Source organism: Vibrio sp. QJM3NY_35, assembly GCF_057785915.1.
The window spans coordinates 123,466-149,487 of the sequence record NZ_CM173507.1 but is presented as its reverse complement, the minus strand read 5'-3'; the positions used below and the strand labels follow the sequence as shown (position 1 = coordinate 149,487).

General features: G+C 45.9%; 24 protein-coding genes and 1 riboswitch. Of the genes, 10 read left to right on the top strand and 14 right to left on the bottom strand.

Annotated features, from left to right (window positions below; genetic code table 11):
- Window positions 1-64: 64 nt before the first annotated feature.
- The 6 genes from AC3CH3_RS00685 to radC all read right to left on the bottom strand — a co-directional run bounded on the left by AC3CH3_RS00685 (window position 65) and on the right by radC (window position 4,085).
- Window positions 65-1,069, bottom strand: a complete 1,005-nt coding sequence (locus AC3CH3_RS00685) for an NAD-dependent epimerase (RefSeq protein WP_016797636.1) — start codon at window positions 1,067-1,069, stop codon at window positions 65-67.
- A 91-nt stretch (window positions 1,070-1,160) separates the two neighbouring features.
- The gene (mutM, locus tag AC3CH3_RS00680) at window positions 1,161-1,970 is read right to left on the bottom strand and encodes a bifunctional DNA-formamidopyrimidine glycosylase/DNA-(apurinic or apyrimidinic site) lyase (RefSeq protein WP_488537496.1); all 810 of its coding nucleotides are present in this window, start codon (window positions 1,968-1,970) and stop codon (window positions 1,161-1,163) included.
- Between the two features lie 2 nt (window positions 1,971-1,972).
- Window positions 1,973-2,497, bottom strand: coding sequence for a hypothetical protein (locus AC3CH3_RS00675; protein ID WP_488537495.1), 525 nt, complete (start codon window positions 2,495-2,497; stop codon window positions 1,973-1,975).
- 204 nt (window positions 2,498-2,701) lie between these two features.
- A complete protein-coding gene (gene rpmG / locus AC3CH3_RS00670) occupies window positions 2,702-2,869 on the bottom strand; it encodes a 50S ribosomal protein L33 (protein ID WP_002535344.1) in 168 nt (55 codons plus the stop codon).
- Window positions 2,870-2,882: 13 nt separating this feature from the next.
- Window positions 2,883-3,119 carry a 50S ribosomal protein L28 gene (rpmB, locus tag AC3CH3_RS00665; RefSeq protein WP_004728407.1) on the bottom strand — a complete coding sequence of 79 codons (237 nt, stop codon included), beginning with the start codon at window positions 3,117-3,119 and terminating at the stop codon, window positions 2,883-2,885.
- Between the two features lie 291 nt (window positions 3,120-3,410).
- Complete coding sequence (radC, locus tag AC3CH3_RS00660; protein WP_050619728.1) at window positions 3,411-4,085, bottom strand: RadC family protein; 675 nt, start codon at window positions 4,083-4,085, stop codon at window positions 3,411-3,413.
- 224 nt (window positions 4,086-4,309) lie between these two features.
- Between radC and coaBC the strand changes: the two genes are divergently transcribed.
- The 3 genes from coaBC to lpxL all read left to right on the top strand — a co-directional run bounded on the left by coaBC (window position 4,310) and on the right by lpxL (window position 7,301).
- On the top strand, window positions 4,310-5,551 hold the full coding sequence (coaBC, locus tag AC3CH3_RS00655; protein ID WP_488537494.1) for a bifunctional phosphopantothenoylcysteine decarboxylase/phosphopantothenate--cysteine ligase CoaBC: 1,242 nt from the start codon (window positions 4,310-4,312) through the stop codon (window positions 5,549-5,551).
- A gap of 139 nt (window positions 5,552-5,690) precedes the next feature.
- On the top strand, window positions 5,691-6,281 hold the full coding sequence (gene slmA, locus AC3CH3_RS00650; RefSeq protein WP_019826445.1) for a nucleoid occlusion factor SlmA: 591 nt from the start codon (window positions 5,691-5,693) through the stop codon (window positions 6,279-6,281).
- A gap of 39 nt (window positions 6,282-6,320) precedes the next feature.
- Window positions 6,321-7,301: an LpxL/LpxP family Kdo(2)-lipid IV(A) lauroyl/palmitoleoyl acyltransferase gene (gene lpxL, locus AC3CH3_RS00645; protein WP_488537493.1), complete on the top strand. Its 981-nt coding sequence runs from the start codon at window positions 6,321-6,323 to the stop codon at window positions 7,299-7,301.
- A gap of 156 nt (window positions 7,302-7,457) precedes the next feature.
- Here the strand turns inward: lpxL and pyrE are convergent, their stop codons facing one another.
- Both pyrE and rph read right to left on the bottom strand, forming a co-directional pair.
- Complete coding sequence (gene pyrE, locus AC3CH3_RS00640; protein WP_004735727.1) at window positions 7,458-8,099, bottom strand: orotate phosphoribosyltransferase; 642 nt, start codon at window positions 8,097-8,099, stop codon at window positions 7,458-7,460.
- Window positions 8,100-8,331: 232 nt separating this feature from the next.
- Window positions 8,332-9,048 carry a ribonuclease PH gene (gene rph, locus AC3CH3_RS00635; protein WP_019826449.1) on the bottom strand — a complete coding sequence of 239 codons (717 nt, stop codon included), beginning with the start codon at window positions 9,046-9,048 and terminating at the stop codon, window positions 8,332-8,334.
- Window positions 9,049-9,296: 248 nt separating this feature from the next.
- Here rph and AC3CH3_RS00630 point away from each other — a divergent pair, with 248 nt between their 5' ends.
- A complete protein-coding gene (locus AC3CH3_RS00630) occupies window positions 9,297-10,163 on the top strand; it encodes a YicC/YloC family endoribonuclease (protein ID WP_029405731.1) in 867 nt (288 codons plus the stop codon).
- A gap of 302 nt (window positions 10,164-10,465) precedes the next feature.
- Here AC3CH3_RS00630 and cspE read toward each other — a convergent pair whose 3' ends face one another.
- From cspE to AC3CH3_RS00615, 3 genes are all read right to left on the bottom strand, one after another.
- Complete coding sequence (cspE, locus tag AC3CH3_RS00625) at window positions 10,466-10,678, bottom strand: transcription antiterminator/RNA stability regulator CspE (RefSeq protein WP_017071067.1); 213 nt, start codon at window positions 10,676-10,678, stop codon at window positions 10,466-10,468.
- 311 nt (window positions 10,679-10,989) lie between these two features.
- Window positions 10,990-11,415 (bottom strand): phosphate-starvation-inducible protein PsiE, encoded by a 426-nt coding sequence (locus AC3CH3_RS00620; RefSeq protein WP_017062464.1) that lies wholly within the window; start codon window positions 11,413-11,415, stop codon window positions 10,990-10,992.
- 192 nt (window positions 11,416-11,607) lie between these two features.
- Entirely contained in the window at window positions 11,608-12,978 is a 1,371-nt protein-coding gene (locus AC3CH3_RS00615; RefSeq protein ID WP_019826452.1) for an NCS2 family permease, read from the bottom strand.
- Between the two features lie 58 nt (window positions 12,979-13,036).
- Window positions 13,037-13,136: riboswitch (purine riboswitch) on the bottom strand.
- Window positions 13,137-13,484: 348 nt separating this feature from the next.
- Between AC3CH3_RS00615 and gmk the strand changes: the two genes are divergently transcribed.
- The 4 genes from gmk (at window position 13,485) to recG (ending at window position 18,923) form a co-directional block, all read left to right on the top strand.
- A complete protein-coding gene (gmk, locus tag AC3CH3_RS00610) occupies window positions 13,485-14,108 on the top strand; it encodes a guanylate kinase (RefSeq protein ID WP_017062466.1) in 624 nt (207 codons plus the stop codon).
- A 119-nt stretch (window positions 14,109-14,227) separates the two neighbouring features.
- Window positions 14,228-14,500: a DNA-directed RNA polymerase subunit omega gene (gene rpoZ, locus AC3CH3_RS00605; RefSeq protein ID WP_009848003.1), complete on the top strand. Its 273-nt coding sequence runs from the start codon at window positions 14,228-14,230 to the stop codon at window positions 14,498-14,500.
- Window positions 14,501-14,539: 39 nt separating this feature from the next.
- A complete protein-coding gene (spoT, locus tag AC3CH3_RS00600) occupies window positions 14,540-16,666 on the top strand; it encodes a bifunctional GTP diphosphokinase/guanosine-3',5'-bis pyrophosphate 3'-pyrophosphohydrolase (protein ID WP_017629494.1) in 2,127 nt (708 codons plus the stop codon).
- Between the two features lie 178 nt (window positions 16,667-16,844).
- Window positions 16,845-18,923 (top strand): ATP-dependent DNA helicase RecG, encoded by a 2,079-nt coding sequence (gene recG / locus AC3CH3_RS00595; protein ID WP_488537492.1) that lies wholly within the window; start codon window positions 16,845-16,847, stop codon window positions 18,921-18,923.
- 258 nt (window positions 18,924-19,181) lie between these two features.
- Here the strand turns inward: recG and envZ are convergent, their stop codons facing one another.
- Together envZ and ompR are read right to left on the bottom strand one after the other, a co-directional pair.
- Complete coding sequence (envZ, locus tag AC3CH3_RS00590) at window positions 19,182-20,477, bottom strand: two-component system sensor histidine kinase EnvZ (RefSeq protein ID WP_019826455.1); 1,296 nt, start codon at window positions 20,475-20,477, stop codon at window positions 19,182-19,184.
- A gap of 327 nt (window positions 20,478-20,804) precedes the next feature.
- Window positions 20,805-21,524: an osmolarity response regulator transcription factor OmpR gene (gene ompR, locus AC3CH3_RS00585; RefSeq protein ID WP_009848007.1), complete on the bottom strand. Its 720-nt coding sequence runs from the start codon at window positions 21,522-21,524 to the stop codon at window positions 20,805-20,807.
- 178 nt (window positions 21,525-21,702) lie between these two features.
- On the opposite strand from ompR, the gene greB reads away from it, so the two are divergent.
- Window positions 21,703-22,185 carry a transcription elongation factor GreB gene (greB, locus tag AC3CH3_RS00580; RefSeq protein ID WP_012603019.1) on the top strand — a complete coding sequence of 161 codons (483 nt, stop codon included), beginning with the start codon at window positions 21,703-21,705 and terminating at the stop codon, window positions 22,183-22,185.
- A 664-nt stretch (window positions 22,186-22,849) separates the two neighbouring features.
- Window positions 22,850-25,180 carry a Tex family protein gene (locus AC3CH3_RS00575; protein WP_488537491.1) on the top strand — a complete coding sequence of 777 codons (2,331 nt, stop codon included), beginning with the start codon at window positions 22,850-22,852 and terminating at the stop codon, window positions 25,178-25,180.
- A 250-nt stretch (window positions 25,181-25,430) separates the two neighbouring features.
- Here AC3CH3_RS00575 and AC3CH3_RS00570 read toward each other — a convergent pair whose 3' ends face one another.
- Entirely contained in the window at window positions 25,431-25,904 is a 474-nt protein-coding gene (locus AC3CH3_RS00570) for a hypothetical protein (protein WP_019826458.1), read from the bottom strand.
- Between the last annotated feature and the right edge of the window lie 118 nt (window positions 25,905-26,022).

Genomic DNA, 26,022 nt, shown 5'->3' with positions numbered 1-26,022 from the left:
TTTACCTACACCGAAAAAAATAGCGCTCAGTGAGCGCTATTTTTTATTCAAAGTTTATCAATTACTACAGCGAGTAATAGGCTTTATACCAATCCGCGAAAGCTTTCGCGCCTTCTTGGATCTTCACTTGAGGTTTATAGCCAACCGCTTCAAACAAATCTTCCGTATCAGCGTAAGTCGCGTACACATCACCAGGCTGCATTGGCATGAAGTTCTTTTTCGCTTCAACACCTAGAGCACCTTCTAATGCTTCGATGTAGTCCATTAATTTAACCGGGCTGCCATGACCGATGTTAAACACGCGATACGGAGCAGAACTGGTTGCTGGTGACCCTTGCTCAACGGTCCAATCTGGTTGCTTGGCTGGAATACGATCTTGAACACGAATAATACCTTCAACAATATCATCGATATAAGTGAAGTCACGCATCATGTCGCCGTTGTTATAAATGTCGATTTCTTTGCCCGCTACGATTAGATTCGCAAACTTGAACATCGCCATATCAGGGCGACTCCAAGGGCCGTAAACCGTAAAGAAGCGAAGACCTGTCGTTGGTACGTCGTATAAATGAGAATAGGTATGCGCCATCAACTCATTCGACTTCTTAGTCGCGGCGTACAGTGAAATCGGGTGATCAACACTGTCTGCTGTATGGAATGGCATTTTTTGATTCAAGCCATAAACGGAACTCGATGAAGCATAAACGAGGTGTTCAACCTTATTATGGCGACAGCCTTCAAGAATAGCTAAGTGACCGACAAGGTTGCTATCGGCATACGCCATTGGGTTATCAATTGAGTAACGAACGCCAGCTTGCGCTGCTAAATGAATGACACGGTCAAACTTTTGCTCAGCAAACAGCTTCGCCATGCCCTCTCTATCAGCAAGATCCAGCTCGATAAAGGTCAGGTTTTCATGCTCAATGCGCTTTAGGCGATCATGTTTCAAAGAGACTTCGTAGTAGTCATTTAAGTTATCAATACCGATAACTTCATGTCCTGCCGCACATAGTCGCTCTGAAACTGCAGAGCCAATAAAGCCAGCAACACCAGTTACTAAATATTTCATTCTACTATTCTCAATTCGTATAATTAGTACAATTGTAGCCACTCGCTAGCCTATCGACTAGCAATAAAAAGTGAACACGAGTTCAGATTTTCTATACTTGGCACTCTTCGCAATAAAACGTATTGCGTTGCCCGATTTTTAATTCTTGAATAAGAGCTTCACAAATAGGGCATTTTGCACCCGCTTTACCATACACTTGCAGCTCTTGAGCGAAATACCCCGGCTTGCCATCTGCTTGTGCGAAATCTTTTAGGGTAGTGCCACCTTGTTCGATAGCAGTAGCGAGTACTTGTTTAATATCTTCAGTTAACAAGGTCCATTCAGCTTTGGTTACTTTATTTGCTGGTCGTAGCGGATGGATCTTTGCAGAAAACAAGGCTTCATTAGCGTAGATATTCCCTACCCCGACCACAACTTTGTTGTCCATGATGAACTGCTTGACGGCAACTTTACGCTTTTCTGCCTTCTCAGCTATGTAGTCGGCATTGAAGTCTCTAGTTAGCGGCTCAGGACCAGATCCCAGTAACACAGGATGTGTTTCGTCAGGCGCTGACCATAGCCATGCGCCAAAGCGGCGAGGGTCGTTGTAGCGTAATACTTTGCCATTGGTGAGCTTAAGATCCACGTGATCGTGCTTTGCTGCTGGGAAGTCGGCATCTAATACACGCAGTGAGCCAGACATGCCAAGATGCACAATCGCAGTGCCAGCATCTGTCTCAATCAATAGGTACTTCGCTCGACGTGAGATCGAGCGAATCACCAGCCCTTCTAGCTTTTTAAGCTCTTGTGGGATATCCCAACGCAGCTTCGGCGTGCGAAAGGTAAGTGTTTTAATCGTCTCGCCAACTAAATGAGGCGAAATCCCCATGCGGCTTACTTCAACTTCGGGTAATTCAGGCATAGTTAGTCGTCCGATTTAGAGGAGTGGTTAGCGTTAAAACTTGGAAACAGGTAGCTCTCTTCAGTAGACACCGCCAACCACTGATCATTCCAGTTTTTTAACAACCAGAACTCAGGCAATTGATAATAGGTAATACGCTGGGGCTCTTCTTGGTCTTGATACCATACTTCGATGGTGTGCGGTGTATTTAACCGAGGCGTAAGGTCTGTGTAGGTCTGTGAGTCGACTTCCGTGCCCACAAGCTCTTTCCAACGTTGTGACAGCTCTTGTGCATTGGTGGTTTGAGGGGAGCCTTCACCTTTAAACTGGTAAACCCATTGATTGTCTTGTTGAATGACAGACCACTTAGCAAAGTGTAACGCTTGAAGCTCTGCTATTGGATTCAGGAGATAAGGATAAGGGCTCTCAACCTGAGGTTCAGGTTCGATAAGGTATGCTTTGATCAATGTTGGAAGGTTTAACACTCCGATAAAAGCGATCACGCTGAACATGAGTATGTTGTTCCACCGGCGTCCACGATATCTCATCTGATTCTGCTCATCTAACCTATTGAACATTCAGTATATCGTGAAAGTGGCAATACTTGCTATGTTGCGCGGTTTTCTAGCTATCAGGTTTTATATCAAGCAAGAACAATTGAGTTGCTCAAATTTTAGATATAAAAAAACCCAGCGATTAAACTGGGTTTTTCAATTCTTTCTTCTACTGAAGAAGAGCAAAAAAAGCATCAATTACTTGATTTTAGCTTCTTTGTACATAACGTGTTGGCGAACTACTGGATCAAACTTTTTGATCTCAAATTTGCCTGGCATGTTACGCTTGTTCTTATCAGTTGTGTAGAAGTGACCAGTACCTGCAGAAGATACTAGACGAATTTTCTCACGAATGCCTTTAGCCATTGCTTAATTCCTCTTAAACGTTTTCGCCACGTGCACGGATATCAACAAGAACAGCATCGATGCCTTTCTTATCAATGATACGCATGCCTTTAGCAGTTAGACGTAGTTTAACAAAACGTTTTTCGCTCTCTACCCAGAAACGATGAGTTTGTAGGTTCGGCAGAAAACGGCGCTTAGTAGCATTGCGTGCGTGTGAACGGTTGTTACCCGTTACTGGACGCTTACCAGTTACTTGGCATACTCGGGACATGAATGTCTTCTCCAATCGTTTCAGCTCGATATCAACCTTGGTGGCCGAACCTCTCTATCAATTAAAATAGAAGGTAAAAACCGTTATGGAAAATCCATACAAGGCTATCAAAGGTCGCGCATTATACTAACTTGACACGCATTGCTCAAGACCCGAACAGATCCTTTTTACGGATTTCGTGATCTTTTTTTGTGCAGCGCAGCTTGCTTGAGTAATCAGAGCTGATTTTAGGTCTAAAAATGTGGGCGGAATAATAGCAGATTTAACGCAACTAACAACCTAAAATGTGATTCAAATCCATCCACGCTCTGCAAAAGAGACAACTTCGCCATCTCCAACGACAAAATGGTCGAGAACTCGGATGTCCACCAGCGCTAATGCGTCGGTTAATCGGCGTGTAATCCGCCTATCCGCTTGGCTGGGCTCCGCGACGCCCGAAGGATGGTTATGAGCTAAGATTAATGCCGCCGCATTGTGATGAAGTGACCGTTTAACAACTTCCCTCGGGTAAACCGATGCGGCATCGATGGTTCCTTCAAACATCACCTCGTCCTTTATTACCCTATTTTGGTTATCGAGGAACAGTATATAGAAGGCTTCTCGCTGGCGATCACGCAACATGCTCGAAAGATAAAGCTTTGTATGGCTTGGGCTAGTGAGCGCATCTCCACGAGATAAAGTCTCTGCTAGATAACGCTGCGTCATCTCTAACACAGCCTGCAACTGAACATACTTGGCCTGCCCCATCCCTTTATGGGCACAAAACTCTTCCTGCGTTGCTGAAAAAAGGTGACGGAGCGAGCCAAAATCCTTGATCAACTTGTCTGCGAGTTCTAACACGTTCATTCCTTGTGTCCCTGTTCGCAGAAATATCGCGAGCAGTTCCGCATCACTCAAAGAGTCAGGCCCTCGACTCAATAACTTTTCTCTCGGCATCGATTCGGCAGGCATTTTGTCTATTGGCATATCAAAGCTAATCACTGGTCATGAACATGACCCACCACCCTAATGAGATCGTAATAAGAGATCCTTCGATAGAGATAGAAGGGGACGAGTCACTAGCAAAACCATGTAATTGATAAGTTTGATAACACCAACTTGATGAGCGTCAACTCTGTTCGAGTTCTGCTTCTAGGCACTTATCCTTTGTTCTGATATCGTAAGTCGCAGAGAAATTAAGGAACAGAATCATGCAAACATTGGTTAATCAACTGAGTAACGCTGACCAACAAGGCCTAGCTGGAAAAAAAATCCTACTTGGCATTAGTGGTGGTATCGCTGCGTATAAATGTGCCGAACTGACTCGACGCTTAATTGAACGTGGAGCACAAGTACAAGTCGTGATGACAAATGCAGCCAAGGAGTTCATTACTCCTCTCACCATGCAAGCCGTTTCTGGAAGGCCTGTGTCTGATAGTTTGCTTGATCCTGCAGCTGAGGCTTCCATGGGGCACATTGAGCTCGCAAAATGGGCTGATTTGGTATTACTAGCGCCAGCAACCGCTGATCTGATTGCTCGCATGACCGCAGGCATGGGTAACGACCTACTGACCACTTTGGTTCTAGCAACCGATGCGCCAGTTGCGGTATCTCCGGCAATGAACCAACAGATGTACAGCCACCCTGCCACTCAAGAGAACATCGCAACGCTAAAACGTCGTGGCTGTGAGATCTGGGGGCCTGCGGCTGGTGAGCAAGCGTGTGGTGATGTCGGCATGGGTCGCATGCTAGAACCTATGCAGCTCGTGCACCGCTGTGAAGACTTCTTCCAACCTAAACCGCTTGCAGGCCGTTCTGTACTGATTACTGCAGGCCCGACTCGTGAAGCCATTGACCCAGTGCGTTACATTACCAACCACAGCTCAGGCAAGATGGGCTATGCAGTGGCTGAAGCGGCAGCTAAACAAGGCGCAAAGGTGACGCTAGTCAGTGGCCCAGTATCACTTGCGACACCAAGCCAAGTGACTCGTATTGATGTCGACAGCGCTCAACAGATGTTTGATGCGGTGACAGCAAGCGCTTCTCAACACGATATTTTCATCAGCTGCGCCGCAGTTGCCGATTATCGCCCTGAGTCCATCGCAGACCAAAAGCTCAAAAAGGTTGATGGTAAAGACGACATGACGATTCAAATGGTTAAGAACCCTGATATCGTCGCTTCTGTTGCTGCAATGACTGAAGGTCGCCCATTTACTGTTGGGTTTGCTGCTGAGACGCAAGATGTTGAAAAATACGCGCGAGGTAAGTTAGAAAGAAAGAACCTCGACATGATTTGCGCCAATGATGTGTCTGTCGAAGGCCAAGGCTTCAATAGCAGTAACAATGAGCTGCACCTTTATTGGAAAGGTGGCGATAAATCTCTGCCGTTGGATAGCAAAGACACCCTTGGTTTCCAGATCCTCGATCAGATCCAACAGCTTATTGATGCATAAACGCACAAATTTGCTCTGACAATCTGCTGACACCTCTCGATTCTGTTGACCTAGGGCTTACAAAACTAGGAAACAGAATTGAATGGTGTTTATAATCCTTCTTCACTCAATCCTCATCTTTAGGAAAGGAAGTAAATAGATGGCTGGTGCTCGAAAATCAAACCGTCGTGAAGAAATCCTACAAGCTCTCGCACAAATGTTGGAATCGACCGAAGGTGCTTCTCGTATCACAACGGTAAAGTTGGCCAAGCAAGTGGGTGTTTCTGAGGCTGCGTTATACCGCCACTTCCCTAGCAAAGCTCGTATGTTTGAAGGCCTAATCGAGTTCATTGAAGAAGCGTTGATGTCTCGAATCAACCGCATTCTCGATGAAGAAAAAGACACGCTAGAGCGCATACGACTCGTGATGCAACTTATCTTAGTTTTCTCAGAACGTAACCCAGGCCTGACTCGAATTTTGTCTGGTCATGCTCTAATGTTTGAAAATGAACGTCTGCGTGATCGCATCAACCAACTTTTCGAACGCATTGAGACGCAACTTCGCCAGATCCTGCGTGAAAGAAAGCTTCGTGAAGGGAAATCATTCCCGGTTGATGAGAAAATCTTAGCCGCTCAACTGCTCGGTCAAGTTGAAGGCAGCTTGAATCGATTTGTTCGCTCAGACTTCAAATATCAACCGACAGAAAACTTTGATGCTTATTGGGCACTACTCAGCGCTCAGATTAAGTAGCAATCAAATTAAGTAGCAATCAAATCTTAAGTGATGGTTATGACGACGAAAACTTCTCCGACAAACAGCACTGCACAACACGTTATTACTAAGCCACCTTTTACTCTGGCGTTACTCCACCCTAAGTATTGGGGAGTATGGTTCGGTTTTGGGTTATTGGCGCTTATCGTTAACGTTCTCCCTTACCGCCTGTTATTACTGTTAGGCCGCTCATTAGGCTCTTTAGGCGCTCGCTATGGTAAAAAACGCGTCGCAGTCGCAACTCGCAATTTAGAACTCGCCTTCCCAGACAAGCCAGCAGATGAAGTTGCTGCTATGGTCAGCGAGAACTTTAAGAATACGGGTATGGCGCTGATCGAAACCGGTATTACTTGGTTCTGGCCGACGTGGCGCTTTAAGCGAATCTTAGTAGATAAAGACACTCAGATGCTGCGTACACACAAAGCCAATGGCAAAGGTGTCCTTCTGTGCTGTGTGCATGCCTTGAACCTAGAGATCACCGCACGAGCAATGGCGGTTCTTGGTATTTCAGGTTTAGGTGTTTATCGCCCGCACAACAATCCGGCTTATGAATTCATTCAATACCGTGGTCGTACTCAAAACGGCAACCGTCTGATTCACCGTAAAGACGTGAAACGCATGATTCGAATCCTGCGTCAGGGGGAGATCCTTTTCTATCTGCCGGATCATGATTACGGTCGTAACAAATCAGTGTTTGTGCCTTTCTTCGCGGTAGAAGATGCATGTACTACCACAGGCACCAGCATTCTGGCGTACACCAGCCGATGTGCACTCGTTCCGGGTTCAGGTTTTAGAAATGCCGATGGCAACTATGAAATCATGGCTGACGAGTCGATCGAAGATAACTATCCGCAAAAGGATGAGAGAGCGGCGGCGGCTTACATGAACAGCTACCTAGAGAAGATTATCTTACGAGCGCCAGAGCAATGGATGTGGCTGCACAAACGCTTCAAGACTATGGAAGATCCAGAAGTTGAACGCGGCATTCGTTATAAATAGAGTAGCCGTTACAAATAGAGCGCCTATCTTCAGGTAAGAAAGCAGCTCACCTCAATAGAAAAGTAAAAGGCCCGAAAGAGTTTTATCTCTCGGGCCTTTCTCTTTTTGAAATTCTAAACCTAGGGAGCTAGACCGTCAGGTTCAGAGCTTCAGGCATTAGATACCATATTGAGCGCGGTACGCTTTTACAGATTCTAGATGTGCTGCGTCTGTGCCTTTCTCTTCAAGGAAAGTAACAAGGTCAGTTAGGCTAACGATAGAGATAATCGCACAACCAAAGTCGCGTTCAACTTCTTGAATTGCAGAAAGCTCGCCTTTACCTTTCTCTTGGCGGTCGATAGCAACAAGAACACCCGCTAGATCCGCACCGTTCGCTTGGATGATTTCCATCGACTCACGAATCGCTGTACCTGCAGTGATCACGTCATCCACTAGCATGATGCGACCTTCAAGTTCGCTACCCACTAGGTTGCCACCTTCACCGTGATTCTTCGCTTCTTTACGGTTGAAGCAGTAAGGCGTGTCTACATCATGGTGATCAGCCAAAGCAACTGCTGTTGTCGTTGCAATTGGGATACCCTTGTATGCAGGGCCAAATAGTACATCGAACTCAATGCCTGAATCTGCCAATGCTGCTGCGTAGAAGCGACCTAAACGCGCTAAGTCACGACCTGTATTAAACAATCCAGCATTGAAGAAGTAAGGGCTCTTACGGCCAGACTTTAAAGTAAACTCACCAAACTTAAGTACTTCTTTCTCTAGTGCAAATTCAATAAATTCACGTTGATATGCTTTCATGCTCATCCTCTAAATTAATTTACTTTCCAATTCCTAACTTCCAATCGCTCAGGAAGCTAACAATGATGTATTTTCTAAATAGATAGCTCTACAACAAGGCAGCAAGGTTTTTCAGCCCTATGAGCATAGGGGACCTATGTGATTAGGGTGAAAAATTGCAGCTAACGCTGGTGTAGAGTTATATATGACGAAAATAAAAAAATAGCCCCTTAAAAAAGGAGCTATCTAAAAACTATTCTGCTAACGCCGACTTCTGCGCTTCAACAATATCAGCAATGCCCTTATTCGCTAGGGCTAAAAGCTGCATCAACTCTTCGTGGCTGAACGGTTCGCCTTCTGCGGTACCTTGAATCTCAATCATCTTACCGTCTTCCGTCATTACAACGTTCATGTCGGTATCGGCTGCTGAGTCTTCAACGTACTCAAGGTCACACAGTGCTTGTGCACCAACGATGCCCACTGAAACTGCCGCTACGTGGCCTTTCATTGGGTTCTTTTTCAGTTTGCCGCTTGCTAGTAGGCTGTTGATAGCATCAGCCATTGCAACGCTTGCACCTGAGATAGAAGCAGTACGAGTACCGCCGTCTGCTTGGATAACATCACAATCGACAGTGATCATAATTTCACCCATTACTTTCAGATCAACAACAGCACGTAGGCTACGAGCGATCAGACGTTGGATTTCCATCGTACGACCACCTTGCTTGCCGCTCGCCGCTTCACGACGGTTACGAGTGTGCGTTGCACGTGGCAGCATGCCGTATTCAGCCGTTACCCAACCCTTTCCTTGGCCTTTTAACCAACGCGGTACGTTTTCTTCTACCGTCGCATTACATAGAACTTTAGTGTTGCCGAACTCAACTAATACAGAACCTTCAGCATAAGCTGTGTAGTTACGAGTAATTTTAATTGGACGAATTTGATCTACAGCGCGGTCATTTGGACGCATTGGTATCTACCTTATTAACAGTCTGAAGTGATTTACTATCGAAAGAGTGCATCACCTAAGAAAGGGGTGAGACAGTTTTGATTGGGGCAAGATTATATAGCAGTTTATCGTGCAAATCTATTTACCGTTCAAAGCTATTTATCACGAAAGGCTATTTATAGTGAAAAGCGACAGGCTTCGAGAGCACACCATATCGTGATACTATGCGTGCGCGTTATTTTCAGAATGATAAAAGACAGGAAAATTCGATGATTTATAGTATGACCGCGTACGCACGCAAAGAAGTAAAAGGCGATTGGGGCAGCGCAGTATGGGAAATCCGTAGTGTAAACCAACGCTACCTAGAAACTTACTTCCGTATGCCAGAACAGTTCCGTGGTTTAGAGCCAATCCTACGCGAGCGTTTCCGCAAGCGCCTAGCGCGCGGCAAGGTAGAATGTAACCTACGCTTTGAAGCAAACCCTGCAGCAAAGGGCGAGCTAAGCATTAACGAAGGTTTGGCTCAGCAAGTAATCAATGCTGCGAACCAAGTTATGACGATGACTGGCGAAGAAAGCCGCCTGAACCCATTCCAAGTGATGAACTGGCCTGGTGTGATGGAAACGCCAGAGCAAGACATGGATGCTATTAACAAAGACCTGCTAGACGCATTCAACGATGCAATCGCAGAGTTCATTGACGCTCGTGCTCGTGAAGGTGAGAACATGAAGGCGCTAATCGTACAGCGCTTAGATGCGATCACTGAAGAAGTCGTGAAAGTTCGTGCACGCATGCCTGAGATCCTAGAGTGGCAACGTGAGCGTCTTCTTACCAAATTTGAAGATGCGAAAATCGAACTGGAAGGTTCTCGTGTTGAGCAAGAGCTTATCCTACTAGCGCAGAAGTCAGACGTAGCAGAAGAGTTAGACCGTCTAGACTCTCACGTGAAAGAAGCGAATGTCGTATTGAAGAAAGGTGGCGCTTGTGGCCGTAAGCTAGACTTCATGATGCAAGAGTTCAACCGTGAGTCAAACACGCTAGCGTCTAAGTCTATCAGCACAGACATCACAGCATCAGGCGTAGAGCTTAAGGTTCTTATCGAACAGATGCGTGAGCAGATCCAGAACATTGAATAACAGTTTGTCAGTAACACACTGTGAATAGCCATTATTAGCTTAATCAGTGTTGATTAGATCAAGATAAGCTCCTAGTTTTAGGGGCTTTTTTTTATGGATACAATAATGACAATCAGGATGAGTAAGTTGAGCAGGTTGTTACGCAGGAGATTTGTTTGGAGCAAGATATAGATACAGCTATAGATAAAACAGAGAAGCGGATGTAACAAAGGATTTTAGAATATTTTGAGGGGGATATTGCAGGTGGAACTAGAGGAGAAAGTGACGCAAGTTGCTAATGCAACCTGCGCCGACTTAAAATCTTATAGAGCTACAACGTTTGCAGCTTGAAGACCTTTTTGGCCTTGCTCTACTTCGAAAGACACTTGTTGGCCTTCTTTAAGAGTCTTGAAACCTTCAGAAGCGATTGCACGGAAGTGTACGAATACGTCAGCGCCGCCGTTGTCTTGAGTTAGGAAACCGAAGCCTTTCTCTTCGTTAAACCATTTTACTACGCCGTTTACTTTGTTAGACATGATGTGTCCCTTATATAAAAATAAAAAATTAATCGCCAAAAGTGCGATGCGCTGAAAGCTTGAATTATTTAATGTATCTATGAAGCTAAGGGAAACACTGAGAATAACAATGAAGCAATACTAAGGGTTCTACTTTACAACTGGATGTTTCATTTAATAACCCTGAGAACAGAGCGACGCCATTCTTGGTGATCTGAGCCTGCTTGTAAAGCGTTATTTGGAAAATTTGATGTTTTTTTGCTCAACCGACTTAAATTAAAAGCCCAACGATATCGTTGGGCTTCATTTATAAAACTTTAACCTTCAAAGTGTTACTCATCTGGCTGCTTGGTTCTAAGGTCTACATACGGCCAATAATGATGTCCAACACGAATCAACAATGTTGCCGCGGCCAAGATAAATGCTGCTAAAGATAACCAAACGATCAATACCGCATCGAGTTCTTTCATGCCCAAAGTGATATAACGAGCAATCGCCATCATCGCGATATAGATTGGGTATCGTACAGGGATCTTACCGTTCATCACAAACTGCTGAACCATCGCCAACACTTCTAAATAGATAAACATCAGCAGAATGTCGGTCAATTGCACTCGGCGTTCAGCGAAGACATGCATGAACTCTTCGACCATCGCAAACAAGGTCGCGAGCGTGATCGCCACCAGCAGTACCGCTTCCATAATGTGGAATACTTTTAAAAACGGCTTACTAAAAGATTTAGGTAAGTGAGAAGGCATAGTCACTCTTCAAGAAATAATTAATCCAGTCTCTACAATAGCATGCATCAATATAAGTCGCGTACTCTCAAAGCATTAACGCCATCAATTGCACACGCTATAGAGAAGCAACAGATACAAAAATGGCCCCACATTCACTGCAGAGCCATCTGTTTGTCTTTTACTTAGCGACTTCTTAGTGGCTAATTAGCCTTAAAGCAGAATCAGGTAAGTTAAGAACACCACACACAGTCCGTAGATAAGCGGGTGTACTTCTTTGCGCTTACCTGCCACAACCATTGTGAATGCGTAGCTGATGAAGCCCATCGCCATACCGTTCGCTGGAGAGAAGCTTAGCACTGTGAACATGATGGTAAAGAAGGCTGCAATGCGTGACTCTTTCTTTTCCCAGTTAATCTGACCAAGGCGACCTACCATGTAGATGCCAACCACTACCATCGCAGGCGCAACCATAGCTGCCGAGAAGATAGAGAAGATTGGGTATAGGAATAGCGAGATTAGGAACAGACCAGCAACCATCACCGCCGCTAAGCCCGTTTTTGCACCTTGAGAAGAAGCGATGCCAGACTCAGAGAACGCAGTGATCGATGTGGTACCAAGAATAGAGCCAATCACAGTACCGCCCGCATCTGCCACTAGAGCCGATTTCGCGTTTGGCACCTTACCGTCTTTATCGATGATGCCCGCATCACGGCCAACGCCGACAATGGTGCTCAAGCCATCAAAGAAATCGACAATCAAGAAGATAAGTACGATGAACAGTAGGTCGAACATTTTCTCTGGCGTGAAAGCAGAGAAATCGAAGATAGCGCCAAAGCTGCCAGCCATACTTGGTGGCATAGCAGTGAACTGTTCTGGGATTGGTGCATTTGAAGTGCCCATGAAGACGTCAGCAAGAATCGTCAACACAATAGCTGAAACGAACGAGATGAACGTTGCTAGCTTGATGTCACGAACCATACAACCCAATGCGATAAAGATACTCACGTAAGCGATGATCACTTTTGGATCGGAAATGTCGCCTAAGCCAACCAATACGAATGGGTTAGAAACGATGATGCCCGCATTCTTAAGACCTAAGAAAGCAATGAACAGTCCGAGAGACACGGTGATCGCCAACTTCAAATCTTCAGGAATCGATTCAATCATCGATTTACGAATATTGGTTAACGAGAACGCGAGGTACAGGATACCTGACAGGAAGATGCCGAACAGCGCCTCATTCCAAAGTACCGCGACTGAACCACTCAATAGTAAGCCTTTGAAGAAGCCGTTCATGCTCATGCCCGGCGCAAGCATCACTGGGTAGTTGCCCCAAATGCCCATAATTAGGGTTGCGATTGCCGCAGACAGAGCTGTTGCAGTAAACACGGCACCTTTGTCCATGCCTGGAATATCACCCAAAATTGCTGGGTTAACCGCCAGAATGTAACTCATCGCCAAGAAAGTAATGAAACCCGCGTACAGCTCAGTGCCAATCGTGGTTTTTCTTTCAGTGATTTTAAACATCGAATCAAGCGAGCCAGAGGTGTTCTGGGCTTTCAGGGTGGAATCGGTACTCACAACAAAACCTATGCAATAAATTAAGAATTTGGTGATTCAAATGCTGTGAGAATAGAGAGGTCTCTACACTAAAAACTGTAGTCACCAAGGTAGGCTCGGTAGTAGAAACATCTAGTCCATATCACTAGATATATACAGCATTTAATCGTTTGCGCGGATTGTAAGGATTGAGATTAAAACTTCAACAAATTTTGTCCAGATCACATAAAAAAGTACCGATGACGAGTCATTACATTTATACAAAGATCTTTGAGAAGATCATTCGCTAATAAATAACGATCAAGCCAGTTGTTCTCAATCATCTAAATATGCTACTCTTCGCCTCCATTTTTCTGACCTAATTTTCACCAGTTGCTTCTATTAGTTTTACTCGTTATCTCTTTATAGACGTAACCAACGGAACAATTAGTAGATGCACCATCGGAACAAAAATTAGAGTCAGTGCTATCTTTTAAAGTGTAGGTTTATTGCCTTCACTCAATCCAACCAACAGTGGAAATATACAGATGGGCAAAGGTACTCTTTACATCGTATCTGCACCTAGTGGCGCAGGTAAGTCGAGCTTGATCTCAGCAATGCTAGAAACCAATCCAACCTACGCAATGAAGGTATCTGTTTCACACACCACTCGCGGTATGCGCCCTGGTGAAGAAAATGGTGTTCACTACCACTTCGTAGAGAAGCATCATTTTGAAGACCTTATTACTAAAGGTGAGTTCCTAGAGTACGCTGAAGTGTTCGGCAACTACTACGGTACTTCACGCGTTTGGATTGAAGAAAACCTAAACCGCGGTATCGATGTATTCCTAGATATCGACTGGCAAGGTGCTCGTCAGATCCGTGAACAAATGCCTCAAGCGAAGAGTGTCTTCATTCTTCCACCATCAAATGGTGAACTAGAGCGTCGTTTAAATGTTCGCGGTCAAGACAGCGACGAAGTTATTGCGAAACGCATGAGCGAAGCAAAATCAGAGATTTCTCACTACGCAGAATATGATTATGTGATCGTGAATGACGACTTTGATGCAGCCCTAATGGACTTCAGAGCTATCATTCGTGCGGAGCGCTTGAAAGAAGATAAGCAAGCAGCGAAATACAGCGGCATGCTTACTGCTTTATTGGCGGAATAATCTAGATCCCCTAGATTTTCCATTGAGATAAGTATACGGTGATCTAGAAAGTCTCTAGTTAAACTTGTATACTTTCTCGTCATCAAAAATTTATTAGTTAATTACTATTTGGAGTCCTCATGGCACGCGTAACTGTTCAAGACGCTGTTGAAAAAGTTGGCAACCGTTTCGACCTAGTTCTTATTGCGGCTCGCCGCGCACGTCAAATGCAAACTGGCGGTAAAGATTCACTAGTGCCTGAAGAAAACGATAAGCCAACGGTTATCGCTCTTCGCGAAATCGAAGAAGGTCTTATCACTAAAGACGTACTAGATGCTCGTGAACGTCAAGAGCAACAAGAGCAAGAAGCGGCTGAACTTGCAGCAGTAAGCAGCATCGCTCACACTCGTTAAGAACGTCATTCGAACTAATTAACCTTCCGGGCCTTTAATTTGTATCTATTCGATAGCCTCAAAGACGTTGCCCAAGAATACCTAACAGAGCCTCAAATTGAGGCTCTGCGTCAATCTTATGTGGTAGCGAGAGACGCCCATGAAGGGCAAACCCGCTCAAGCGGTGAACCATACATTATCCACCCTGTAGCTGTTTCAAGAATCCTAGCAGAAATGCGTCTGGATATCGAAACCCTGCAAGCTGCTCTGCTTCATGATGTCATCGAAGACTGTGATGTCACTAAAGAAGATCTAGAGGAAAAATTTGGCAATACCGTTGCTGAATTGGTTGATGGTGTATCTAAGCTGGATAAGCTTAAATTTCGTGATCGCAAAGAAGCGCAAGCAGAGAACTTCCGCAAGATGGTTCTCGCCATGGTGCAAGACATCCGCGTTATCTTGATCAAATTAGCTGACCGTACTCACAACATGCGCACGCTTGGGGCACTTCGTCCTGACAAAAAGCGTCGTATCGCTCGTGAAACCCTAGAGATTTATTCTCCACTAGCTCACCGTCTTGGTATTCATAACATCAAGACCGAACTAGAAGAGCTGGGCTTTGAAGCCCTCTATCCTAACCGTTATCGCGTACTTAAAAACGTAGTGAAAGCTGCGCGTGGTAACCGTAAGGAAATGATCCAACGTATCCATAGCGAAATTGAAGGCCGCCTTGAAGAGGTCGGTTTGCCTGCTCGCGTACTTGGTCGTGAAAAAAACCTGTTCTCCATCTACAACAAGATGAAAACCAAAGAGCAGCGCTTCCACACCATTATGGACATCTACGCTTTCCGCGTAGTGGTTGATACCCCAGATACTTGTTATCGCGTGCTTGGTCAGGCTCACAGCTTGTACAAGCCTCGTCCTGGCCGCATGAAAGATTACATTGCGGTACCAAAAGCCAACGGCTACCAATCTCTGCACACATCAATGATCGGCCCTCATGGGGTGCCAGTTGAGGTTCAGATCCGTACTGAAGATATGGATCAAATGGCAGACAAAGGCGTCGCGGCGCACTGGTCTTACAAAGGCAACGGCTCACGCAGCAGTAACGGCACAACCGCACAGGTTAAAGCACAACGTTGGATGCAGAGCTTACTTGAGCTGCAACAAAGCGCAGGTAACTCATTCGAATTCATTGAAAACGTTAAGTCTGATCTGTTCCCAGATGAGATCTTCGTGTTCACGCCGAAGGGTCGCATTGTCGAACTTCCTGCTGGCGCGACAGCGGTCGATTTTGCTTACGCGGTACATACCGATGTCGGCAACATGTGTGTAGGTGCTCGTGTAGACATGAACCCTTACCCACTAAGCAAATCGCTGAAGAACGGCCAAACCATTGAGATCATCAGTGCTCCGGGCGCACGTCCGAATGCAGCATGGCTCAACTACGTAGTGACATCTCGTGCGCGTACTAAGATCCGTCAGGTTCTGAAAACGATGCGCCGTGAAGAGTCGATTACGCTAGGTCGTCGTCTACTGAATCACGCACTTGGTGAACACTCTATTGCCGATATCGGCCAAGAGAACCTTGAGCATGTGTTGTCAGACTTACGTCTAGATAACGTTGAAGACTTGCTAGCCTCAATTGGTCTTGGTGAGCTGATGAGTATCGTTATTGCTCGTCGCTTACTTGGTGATGCAGACGAATTGACTGAAGTGGAAAACAACAGCGATACACCTAGGAAGAAGCTTCCAATCCGTGGTGCTGAAGGTCTACTGCTAACGTTCGCTAACTGTTGTCACCCGATTCCTGATGATCACATCATTGCCCATGTATCTCCAGGTCGTGGCCTTGTGGTTCACCGTGAAACGTGTCCAAACGTTCGTGGTTACCAAAAAGAACCAGACAAATACATGGCGGTGGAATGGTCTGACGATTACGACCAAGAGTTCACCGCTGAACTTCAGGTTGATCTGCAGAACCACCAAGGTGCACTGGCTGAGTTAACTAATGTTATCTCAAAAACAGGCTCTAACATTCACGGTATTTCTACCGAAGAACGTGACGGGCGCCTGTACACAGTGACAATCTTGCTGACCACCAAAGATCGTGTTCACCTTGCAAGTATTATGAAGAAGCTACGTGTGATGCCACACGCGCTGAAAGTAAGACGTCGTAAGAACTAACGTTCGAATTTGTTAGCAGCTTTGCTAAGAATTTAAATCCCCTTAATGCTTTATCGCTTAAGGGGATTTTTTATGTCTGCAATCCTAGAATTTCCCTAGCTTCATTCCATTCCTGCCTGTACAAAAATCCAGTAAAATGCTTGAATAGATTATCTCTCTTACGTTTATGAGCCTTGTTATGTCACAGCTTTTATCTGCTATCCCTCTCAACTCTTTATCTGGAGTCGGCGCTAAAGTCGCAGAGAAACTGGAGAAGGTTGGGCTTAACAACGTACAAGACTTACTATTTCACCTCCCTTTACGCTATGAAGATAGAACACGCATCTATCCGATCATCAAACTGCACGCCGGAATCTGGGCCGCAGTTCAAGGCAAGGTGATGAGTGTGGATACCATTTTCGGTAAACGTAAGATGTTGGCGGTAAAGATCAGCGACGGTAATGGCACCATTACACTGCGCTTTTTCAACTTCACCGCAGGAATGAAAAACAACTTTGCCGAAGGCAAACAAGTGCATGCTTATGGTGAAATCAAGCGTGGCAACATGGGGCTGGAGATCGTCCACCCTGATTACAAATTCTTTGCGCCTAGGCAGCAGCCAGACGTTGAAGCGAACCTAACGCCGGTGTACCCAACCACCGAAGGGCTAAGACAAGTCACGCTGCGTAACCTGACAGACCAAGCGTTAGAGCTTATCGACAAAGCAGCCGTCAATGAGTTGCTACCATCTGGTTTATACGATCACCAAATCACCCTAGCACAAGCGCTGCATACCATTCACAGACCACCTCCGGGCATTGACCTAGAGCTATTTGATGAAGGTAAACACCCTGCGCAACTGCGTCTGATTATGGAAGAGTTACTGGCTCAAAACCTGTCGATGCTGTCAGTTCGCAGCAAAGGGCAACAAGACAAAGCGATGCCATTTCCCCCAGCGAACACCTTGAAAGGTAAGTTATTGGCTCAGCTGCCATTTTCTCCAACCAATGCTCAAGCACGAGTGACTAAAGAGATTGAAGCTGACTTAGAAAAACCACATCCAATGATGCGTTTAGTACAAGGGGATGTAGGTTCAGGTAAAACCTTGGTTGCTGCACTGGCGGCGGTTCGCGCATTAGAACATGGTCAGCAAGTAGCACTAATGGCACCAACAGAACTATTAGCCGAGCAGCACGCGATTAATTTTACTAACTGGTTTGAAGCAATGGACATTCAAGTCGGTTGGCTGGCAGGTAAACTCAAAGGCAAAGCCCGTGAAACCGAACTGGCACGCATTGCTAGCGGCGAAGCGCAAATGGTTGTCGGTACTCATGCCTTGTTCCAAGAACATGTCGAGTTCAAAAACCTTGGCCTCGTAATCATTGATGAGCAGCACCGATTTGGTGTCCACCAGCGATTAGAGCTGAGAGAAAAAGGCGCTAAGCAAGGTTATTACCCTCACCAATTGGTGATGACGGCAACGCCAATTCCACGAACACTAGCAATGACGGCCTATGCCGATCTCGAAACCTCAATCATTGATGAGTTACCGCCGGGTCGAACACCGATTCAAACCGTTGCAATCCCGGATACCAAACGAGATGACATTGTTGAGCGGGTGCGTAATGCATGTCTTAACGAGGGTAAGCAAGCCTATTGGGTGTGTACGCTGATTGATGAGTCCGAAGTATTAGAAGCGCAAGCCGCTGCTGATACTGCAGAAGAGCTGCAACGCAAACTGCCAGATGTGAAAATTGGGCTAGTACACGGGCGAATGAAACCTGCCGAGAAACAGGCGGTGATGCAGGAATTCAAAGAGAACAAACTGCACCTATTGGTTGCTACAACCGTTATTGAAGTAGGTGTAGATGTGCCGAATTCGAGCTTAATGATCATCGAGAACCCAGAACGTCTTGGCTTAGCTCAACTTCACCAATTACGCGGTCGTGTAGGCCGAGGGTCAGTCGCAAGTCATTGTGTACTGCTGTATCACTCTCCACTATCAAAAACCGCTCAGAAGCGCTTAGGCGTACTGCGTGAAAGTAACGATGGCTTTGTTATTGCACAGCGTGACTTAGAGATCCGTGGCCCTGGGGAACTGCTTGGTACTAAACAAACCGGCTTGGCCGACTTTAAGATTGCCGACTTGGTACGAGACCAACGTCTAATCCCAGAAGTGCAGCGTATTGCTCGTCATATTCACGATAGCTACCCAGACAACGCCAAGGCGATCATTAATCGCTGGTTGGGTGAGCGCGATGTTTATTCGAAGGCTTAATTAGCCATAATATTTCAGCTTAAAACGCAGAAAGGCTTCCACAAGGAAGCCTTTTTCATACGCGTTACTTTCATCAAGCAAGAGCGAGATTCCCTACTCGTTCGTTCCTCGCGATAGGGAATGACGATCAAAGTAAACTTCCATCATCAAGGTCCATGGTTAGCAACTCGTCATCCCCGAGAGGAAGCATGACCGAGTCGGGGATCTCTTAACAGTTCCCCGAACCGAACTTATCGTCATCAAACGGACCGATGATAACTAGGGCTTAACCGGGAAACTGATCTGCGCCTTCAAGCCACCTTCACTGCGATTATTGACTACTACCGCGCCTTGATGTTGGCTGACAATCCGCTTCACGATCGCCAAACCTAAGCCTGTACCCTCACTGCCGCGAGCAGTATCGCCACGAGTAAATGGTTCAAACAGCTTACCAACCTGGTCTTGCGGGATACCTGGACCGTTATCTTCCACTGTCACCCAAGCAAGCTTGTTATCCGCCGTCATACCAGTTGATACCTTAACCCAGCCATTACCGTAACGCAGCGCATTCACCACTAGGTTACTCACTGCTCGCTTCATCGCAATTGGGTTGCCCAGTGCAGGTTTCATATTTTCAGGAATATCGGTTTCAATCTGAATCTCGTAGCCGCCTTCTGAGCTCGACACTTCGCGCGCAATATCATCAACAAATACCGCTTGGAATGAATCACGATCGACTGGCTTTAAGTAATCCATAAACTGACTGATGATCTCATTACACTCTTCTGTATCACTGATAATTCCTTCCGCTAAATACGCATCTTCTGGCGACATCATTTCGGTTGCCAAACGGATACGTGTTAACGGGGTGCGCAAGTCATGGCTGATACCTGCCATCAACAGAGCTCTGTCTTCTTCCAACTCTTGGATGCCTTTCGACATCTGGTTGAAGGCTCGAGTTACCGAGCGAATCTCTTGTGCACCTTGTACAGGCAATGGTGGTGGAATATCACCTCGTCCGACACCTTGCGCAGCTTTCTCTAGCGCTATCAACGGCCGATTTTGCAAGCGAATAAACAGCCAACCACCCGCGACAATCAATAACGCCATGATCAGGCTGTTACGAAATAGTGGTGCAAAGTCTTCTTCTTGCAACTCAGAGAGAGGTATACGAATCAAAGAGTTAGGCAGCTGAGCAATGTCCATCCACAACACATAGCTCTCTTTACCCAAAATCAACCGCACTTTCGTTTCAGAACCCAGCTCTTTGGTCATCTCCTCACTCATCAGGTCGATCTCTACCGCATGATAATACTCACCCGCGGCTTCGCTGTCCTTGGCGTGAACAGTTACCCCTAACTGCTCAAGCACACGCTGACGCAGTGGTGCATCGATTTCGATATCACTGCCTTGGTCCAACACCAAGTTTAACTCATGTGCCAATATCTTATTAAACTGCTGCAAACTCGGCATCAAAGCGTAGTTAAACACGGCGTAGTAAGAAAAAATTTGGCTAGCGACCAATAGCGTTAAGAAAAGCACTATCGACTGAGTAAAGGAGCTACGTATACGCATAGAGTACCCGAGATGTAGAAAGATAAAGAAAATGTTATATGACTATAACTCTAATACCAATCACAGTAAGTAAATGAGCATAAATAGCGCAGGAAAAATGCTCGAGAACAAGGCAGAAATTTTCGGTAAGTAGTCATTCTACAATCAAAATTTCTAACGAAGTTATCGAGCGTTTTAACAAGCTAGGATGACCAGTTACTTGCTACGATTGGTATAACAATTGTGCTGAATAGAAAACGGGCCATCACATATCAATGAGATGGCCCGTAAATAGAGAATTCTGAATCACAGAATCAATAAAGCTGCTGTAGAGCTTATTAAGCTGACTTACACAGCCTTACCATCAGGAACAAAGACATAACCTAAGCCCCACACCGTTTGGATGTAGCGAGGTTTGCTTGGGTCTTCTTCCACTAGACGACGTAGACGTGAAATCTGAACATCGATAGAGCGCTCCATTGCTGAGTACTCACGGCCACGAGCCATATTCATCAACTTATCGCGAGACATTGGCTCACGAGCGTTAGTAACCAGCGACTTAAGCACTGCAAATTCGCCCGAAGTAAGCGGCATTGGCTCTTCACCGCGGAACATTTCACGTGTACCTAGGTTTAGGCGGAACTCACCAAACTCAACCACAGACTCTTCTGTGCTTGGTGCGCCCGGCGCTTCAATCACTTGGCGACGCATTACCGCTTTGATACGAGCAAGCAATTCGCGCGGGTTAAATGGTTTTGGCAGGTAATCATCCGCACCCACTTCCAAGCCCACAATGCGATCCACTTCATCCCCCTTAGCCGTCAGCATAAGGATAGGTAGCGAGTTGTTTGCGTTTCTTAGACGACGACAGATCGAAAGACCATCTTCGCCCGGCAACATTAAATCCAATACCATCAAGTGAAAATTTTCACGGGTTAACAGGCGGTCCATCTGCTCACTGTTTGCCACGCTACGCACTTGAAAGCCCTGCTCTGACAGATAGCGTTCTAGCAGTGCACGTAAACGAGCATCGTCATCGACCACTAAAATTTTGTAGTTTTCTTGCATGTAATGGTTCCACCTATTAAAGCTTAAACCTGAGGTTAAGCATTCTTGGTAAATTGTATATTGGTATAAGACATTAAAAATGTAACATTATTGGAGAAAAAGTCGCCTAAATAATTGTTAACGTATGTTGCCTTTCTATATATTCTATCTTAGATCATCATTTCATTAAGTCAGATTTATGAAAACCAAACTTATCACTCGAGAAGGTTATAACAAGCTTAAAGCAGAACATGACCACTTATGGCACGAGAAGCGTCCAGAGATCACTAAGATAGTCACTTGGGCTGCAAGCCTTGGAGATCGTTCAGAAAACGCAGATTACACCTTCAATAAGCGTTTGCTGCGTCAGATTGATCGCCGAGTGCGTTTCTTAAGAAAGTTCCTACCTGATGTCACGATCGTTGATTACTCGCCACAACAAGAAGGTAAGGTATTTTTCGGGGCTTGGGTCGAAATTGAGAATGATGATGGGGAAATTAAGAAGTTTCGAATTGTTGGCCCCGAAGAGATCTACGGCGATGCTAAAGGCTATATCTCTATAGATTCACCAATGGCTAGAGCTCTGCTCAAGAAAGAAGTGGATGACGAGTTTACGGTAACCACACCGGAAGGCGACAAAGAGTGGTTCATTAACTCGATTCGCTACGCAGACGACGAATAATCAAACCTAATAAACACTTAGCGATGAGCTGAGTGTTCAAGCAAACCCAAACGCCAGATAAAAGAAAACCCCGCTAGGCTTTCGCCTGACGGGGTTAAGTCTCTATCGCAGCAATCCGGCTACTGTTTATCTCTTCGAGATAAGGTGCTCCCTGCATCTTTCCTTGATAGTGGCTAAATCCTTTAACCAATTTCCTTTTTGTTCATCGCCATCCTAGCGGTGTCCATTCTAGCCTGTCATCCTGACTGGCGAATCTCATCCAGAGATTATAACTTCCTTGCTGACCACTCATCCTAAGTAATCAAATCTTCATCCTGAAGATACCTAGTCCATTAGGCTTTTTCCTGTTCCTGCCAACTCCCTGTCGACAAGTTAAATATTACGGCATTTGGGCGAGTTTCCTAGATAGTCCCAAAAAACATTTCAGGTGAGAAATACGCCCACAAACACACAACCAAATAAAATCAATAACTTAGTTTTGTTTTAAGACGATCACATCGATTTAAAGTGACTTAGTCGCACACCACGTGTGAGAGATCTCGCACAAAGTGGGTATCACAAACGGAAATGGGACTTCTGACAGGATAATTACACAGCCAAAGCTAGAAAAAGCGTACGCTCACCCCCATGTATTTGTCATGATATTAAATAAGAGATTCATCGGATGAGCCAAGCTATCTGTCGACTGATTGCTGAAGAACTGAATGTTCGTTCAGAGCAAGTCACCGCCGCAGTAAACCTAATTGACGACGGTAACACCGTTCCCTTTATTGCCCGCTACCGTAAAGAAGTCACGGGTGGCTTAGACGATACCCAACTACGTAACCTTGATAGTCGCCTTTCATACCTTCGCGAGCTCGACGATCGTCGCCAAACGATTCTTAAGTCGATTCAAGACCAAGGAAAACTCACGCCAGAACTCGAGCGTGATATCACTCAAGCAGACAGCAAGACGCGCCTTGAAGATTTATACCTGCCATACAAACCAAAGCGCCGTACCAAAGGTCAGATCGCGATTGAGGCAGGTTTAGAGCCACTTGCCGATACGTTATGGAATGAACCACAGCACGACCCTGAAACCGAAGCCGCTAACTTCATCAGTAGCGATAAAGGCATTGCTGATACTAAAACCGCGCTCGATGGTGCACGTGCAATCGTGATGGAGCGTATTGCAGAAGACGCAAACCTACTTGAAAAAATTCGCCAACATCTAACACGTAACTCTGAGCTCGTTTCACGTGTCGTGGCAGGCAAAGAGCAAGCTGGCGAGAAGTTCAAAGACTATTTCGAACACAACGAAACACTCAACAAAGTGCCTTCTCACCGCGCACTTGCTATGTTGCGAGGTCGAAATGAAGGCTTCCTAACGCTGGCAATGAATGCAGACCCAGAGCAAGAAGAAGGTGTACGTGGTTCTTACTGCGAAAACATCATCTCTGATCACTATGGCATTACTCTAAGCAGCGCACCTGCAGATGCATGGCGTAAGCAAGTGATTAGCTGGGCATGGCGCATCAAGGTTTCGATGCACATGGAAACCGAATTGATGGGCGCAATGAAAGAGCGTGCAGAGATCGAAGCGATTGAAGTATTCGCAACCAACCTAAAAGACCTACTCATGGCTGCGCCTGCTGGCCCTCGTGCAACTTTAGGCTTGGACCCGGGTTTACGTACCGGGTCGAAAATCGCTGTCGTGGATTCAACCGGTAAGGTTCTAGCAACAGAAACGATTTACCCTCACCCACCTCAAAAGCAATACGACAAATCTGCACACGTGGTTGAGCAGATGGTTCGTCAATACAATGTTGATTTAATTGCGATTGGTAACGGTACGGCTTCACGCGAAACCGACAGCTTTGTTGCTGATGTAATTAAGCGTGGCAACCTAACAGCACAAAAAATCATTGTCAGCGAAGCCGGCGCATCGGTTTACTCTGCTTCTGAGCTAGCGGCAAAAGAATTCCCAAACATGGATGTATCAATTCGTGGTGCGGTGTCTATTGCTCGTCGTCTACAAGATCCACTGGCAGAGCTAGTGAAGATTGACCCTAAATCGATCGGTGTGGGCCAATACCAACACGACGTTAGCCAAACCATGCTCGCTAAGCGCCTAGATGCGATTGTCGAAGACTGTGTAAACGCGGTTGGTGTTGATGTGAATACCGCTTCTGCTGCGCTTCTAACCCGCGTAGCTGGTCTTTCTAGCACCATCGCTCAAAACATCGTGGATTTCCGTGATGAAAACGGTCGCTTTGAAGCCCGTACTACCTTGAAGAAAGTCGCTCGTTTAGGGCCAAAAGCCTTTGAACAGTGTGCCGGCTTCCTACGTATCATGGATGGTAAGAACCCGCTAGACGCATCATCGGTTCACCCAGAAGCTTACCCATTGGTGAAAACCATCGCCGAGAAAAATCAGAAAGACATCAAGTCTCTGGTAGGTAACACAGACTTCTTACGTGGTTTACATGCGGTTGATTACACTAATGAGAATTTTGGTGTACCGACAGTAACCGACATCATCAAAGAGCTGGATAAACCGGGTCGAGATCCTCGTCCTGAGTTCAAGACGGCAACGTTCGCCGATGGCGTAAATAGCATGTCTGACTTAGAACCTGGCATGATCTTAGAAGGTGTGGTGTCGAACGTAGCTAACTTTGGTGCGTTCGTTGATATTGGTGTTCACCAAGACGGCTTGGTGCATATTTCAGCACTGACCGATCGCTTTGTCGCTGACCCACGTGAAGTGGTAAAAGCCGGTGACATCGTCAAGGTGAAGGTGATGGAAGTGGATGTTCAGCGTAAACGTATTGCACTCAGCATGCGCATGAAAGATGAACCAGGCCAAGACAACCGAGCACAACGTTCAAGTACACCTCGTACGCAAAGCCGACCGAATCAAAACTCACAAGGTGGACAACGCCGTCGTGAGGAGCCGCAACAAAACGCGGCGATGGGCGGTGCTTTTGCCGCAGCCTTTGCTAAAGCGAAAAAATAATCCATTAGCTCATCTAAAAAGCTGATGTGCTTAAAACAAAAAACCTGCATCCCTTAGGGTATGCAGGTTTTTATTATGTGTTCAAAAAAGACATCGAAGCTGAGCTGTATTCTACGTATTTTATACTCGAAATAATTGGGGTTGCAGCTAGGCAACAAGTAAGTTCATCCCTATGAGCATAGGGGTTCTATGTAATTAGGGTGAACTTACGCAGTTAACAACGCTGCGGCTTCAAGTATGAAGAGTATAATTACAACACAATCAGCATTTCTGATGGAGCATGAGGCGCAACAGCATGACCATAATGATATTTTATGACCTTACGTCGTTTCTCCATCTGTCCCTCCTGAATCGCCGCATCTAAAACATGCTTTGGCAGGCGGAAACGCATGGTATAGCCTTTTCCTTGGTCGGCACTGTATGTTCTCAGGGCCAACAAGCTGAACAGTCTATCAAAAGGATCTTGTGACTCTTCTTGGCTAACCGAATTGGCCTCTGACTCGTTCTCCATTTCATAACCAGGATGGTCTGAAGGATCCCAAGCCGACTGCTGCCTTCGTTTATCGTCCGACTTTACCTTGCGCTCTGCATTGGTTTTCGCCAATGCTACTGCGGGAGCAACAGGCTCTCGGACTTTATTATCACGCGCAACTTGCTCTGTTTGCACATTAACGGACGGGGCGATTAGTGGCACACTCACTGCAGTTGCAGGTGACACAATCATCGCGAACTCTCCTCAAGAATCGCCCATCACTATTGCCATAACACTGCTGTGCTGAGTTACACAACAGGCATAGCCCAAAACTTACCGCAATCAGCTCAGGAGAGAGTGAGGTCTGAGT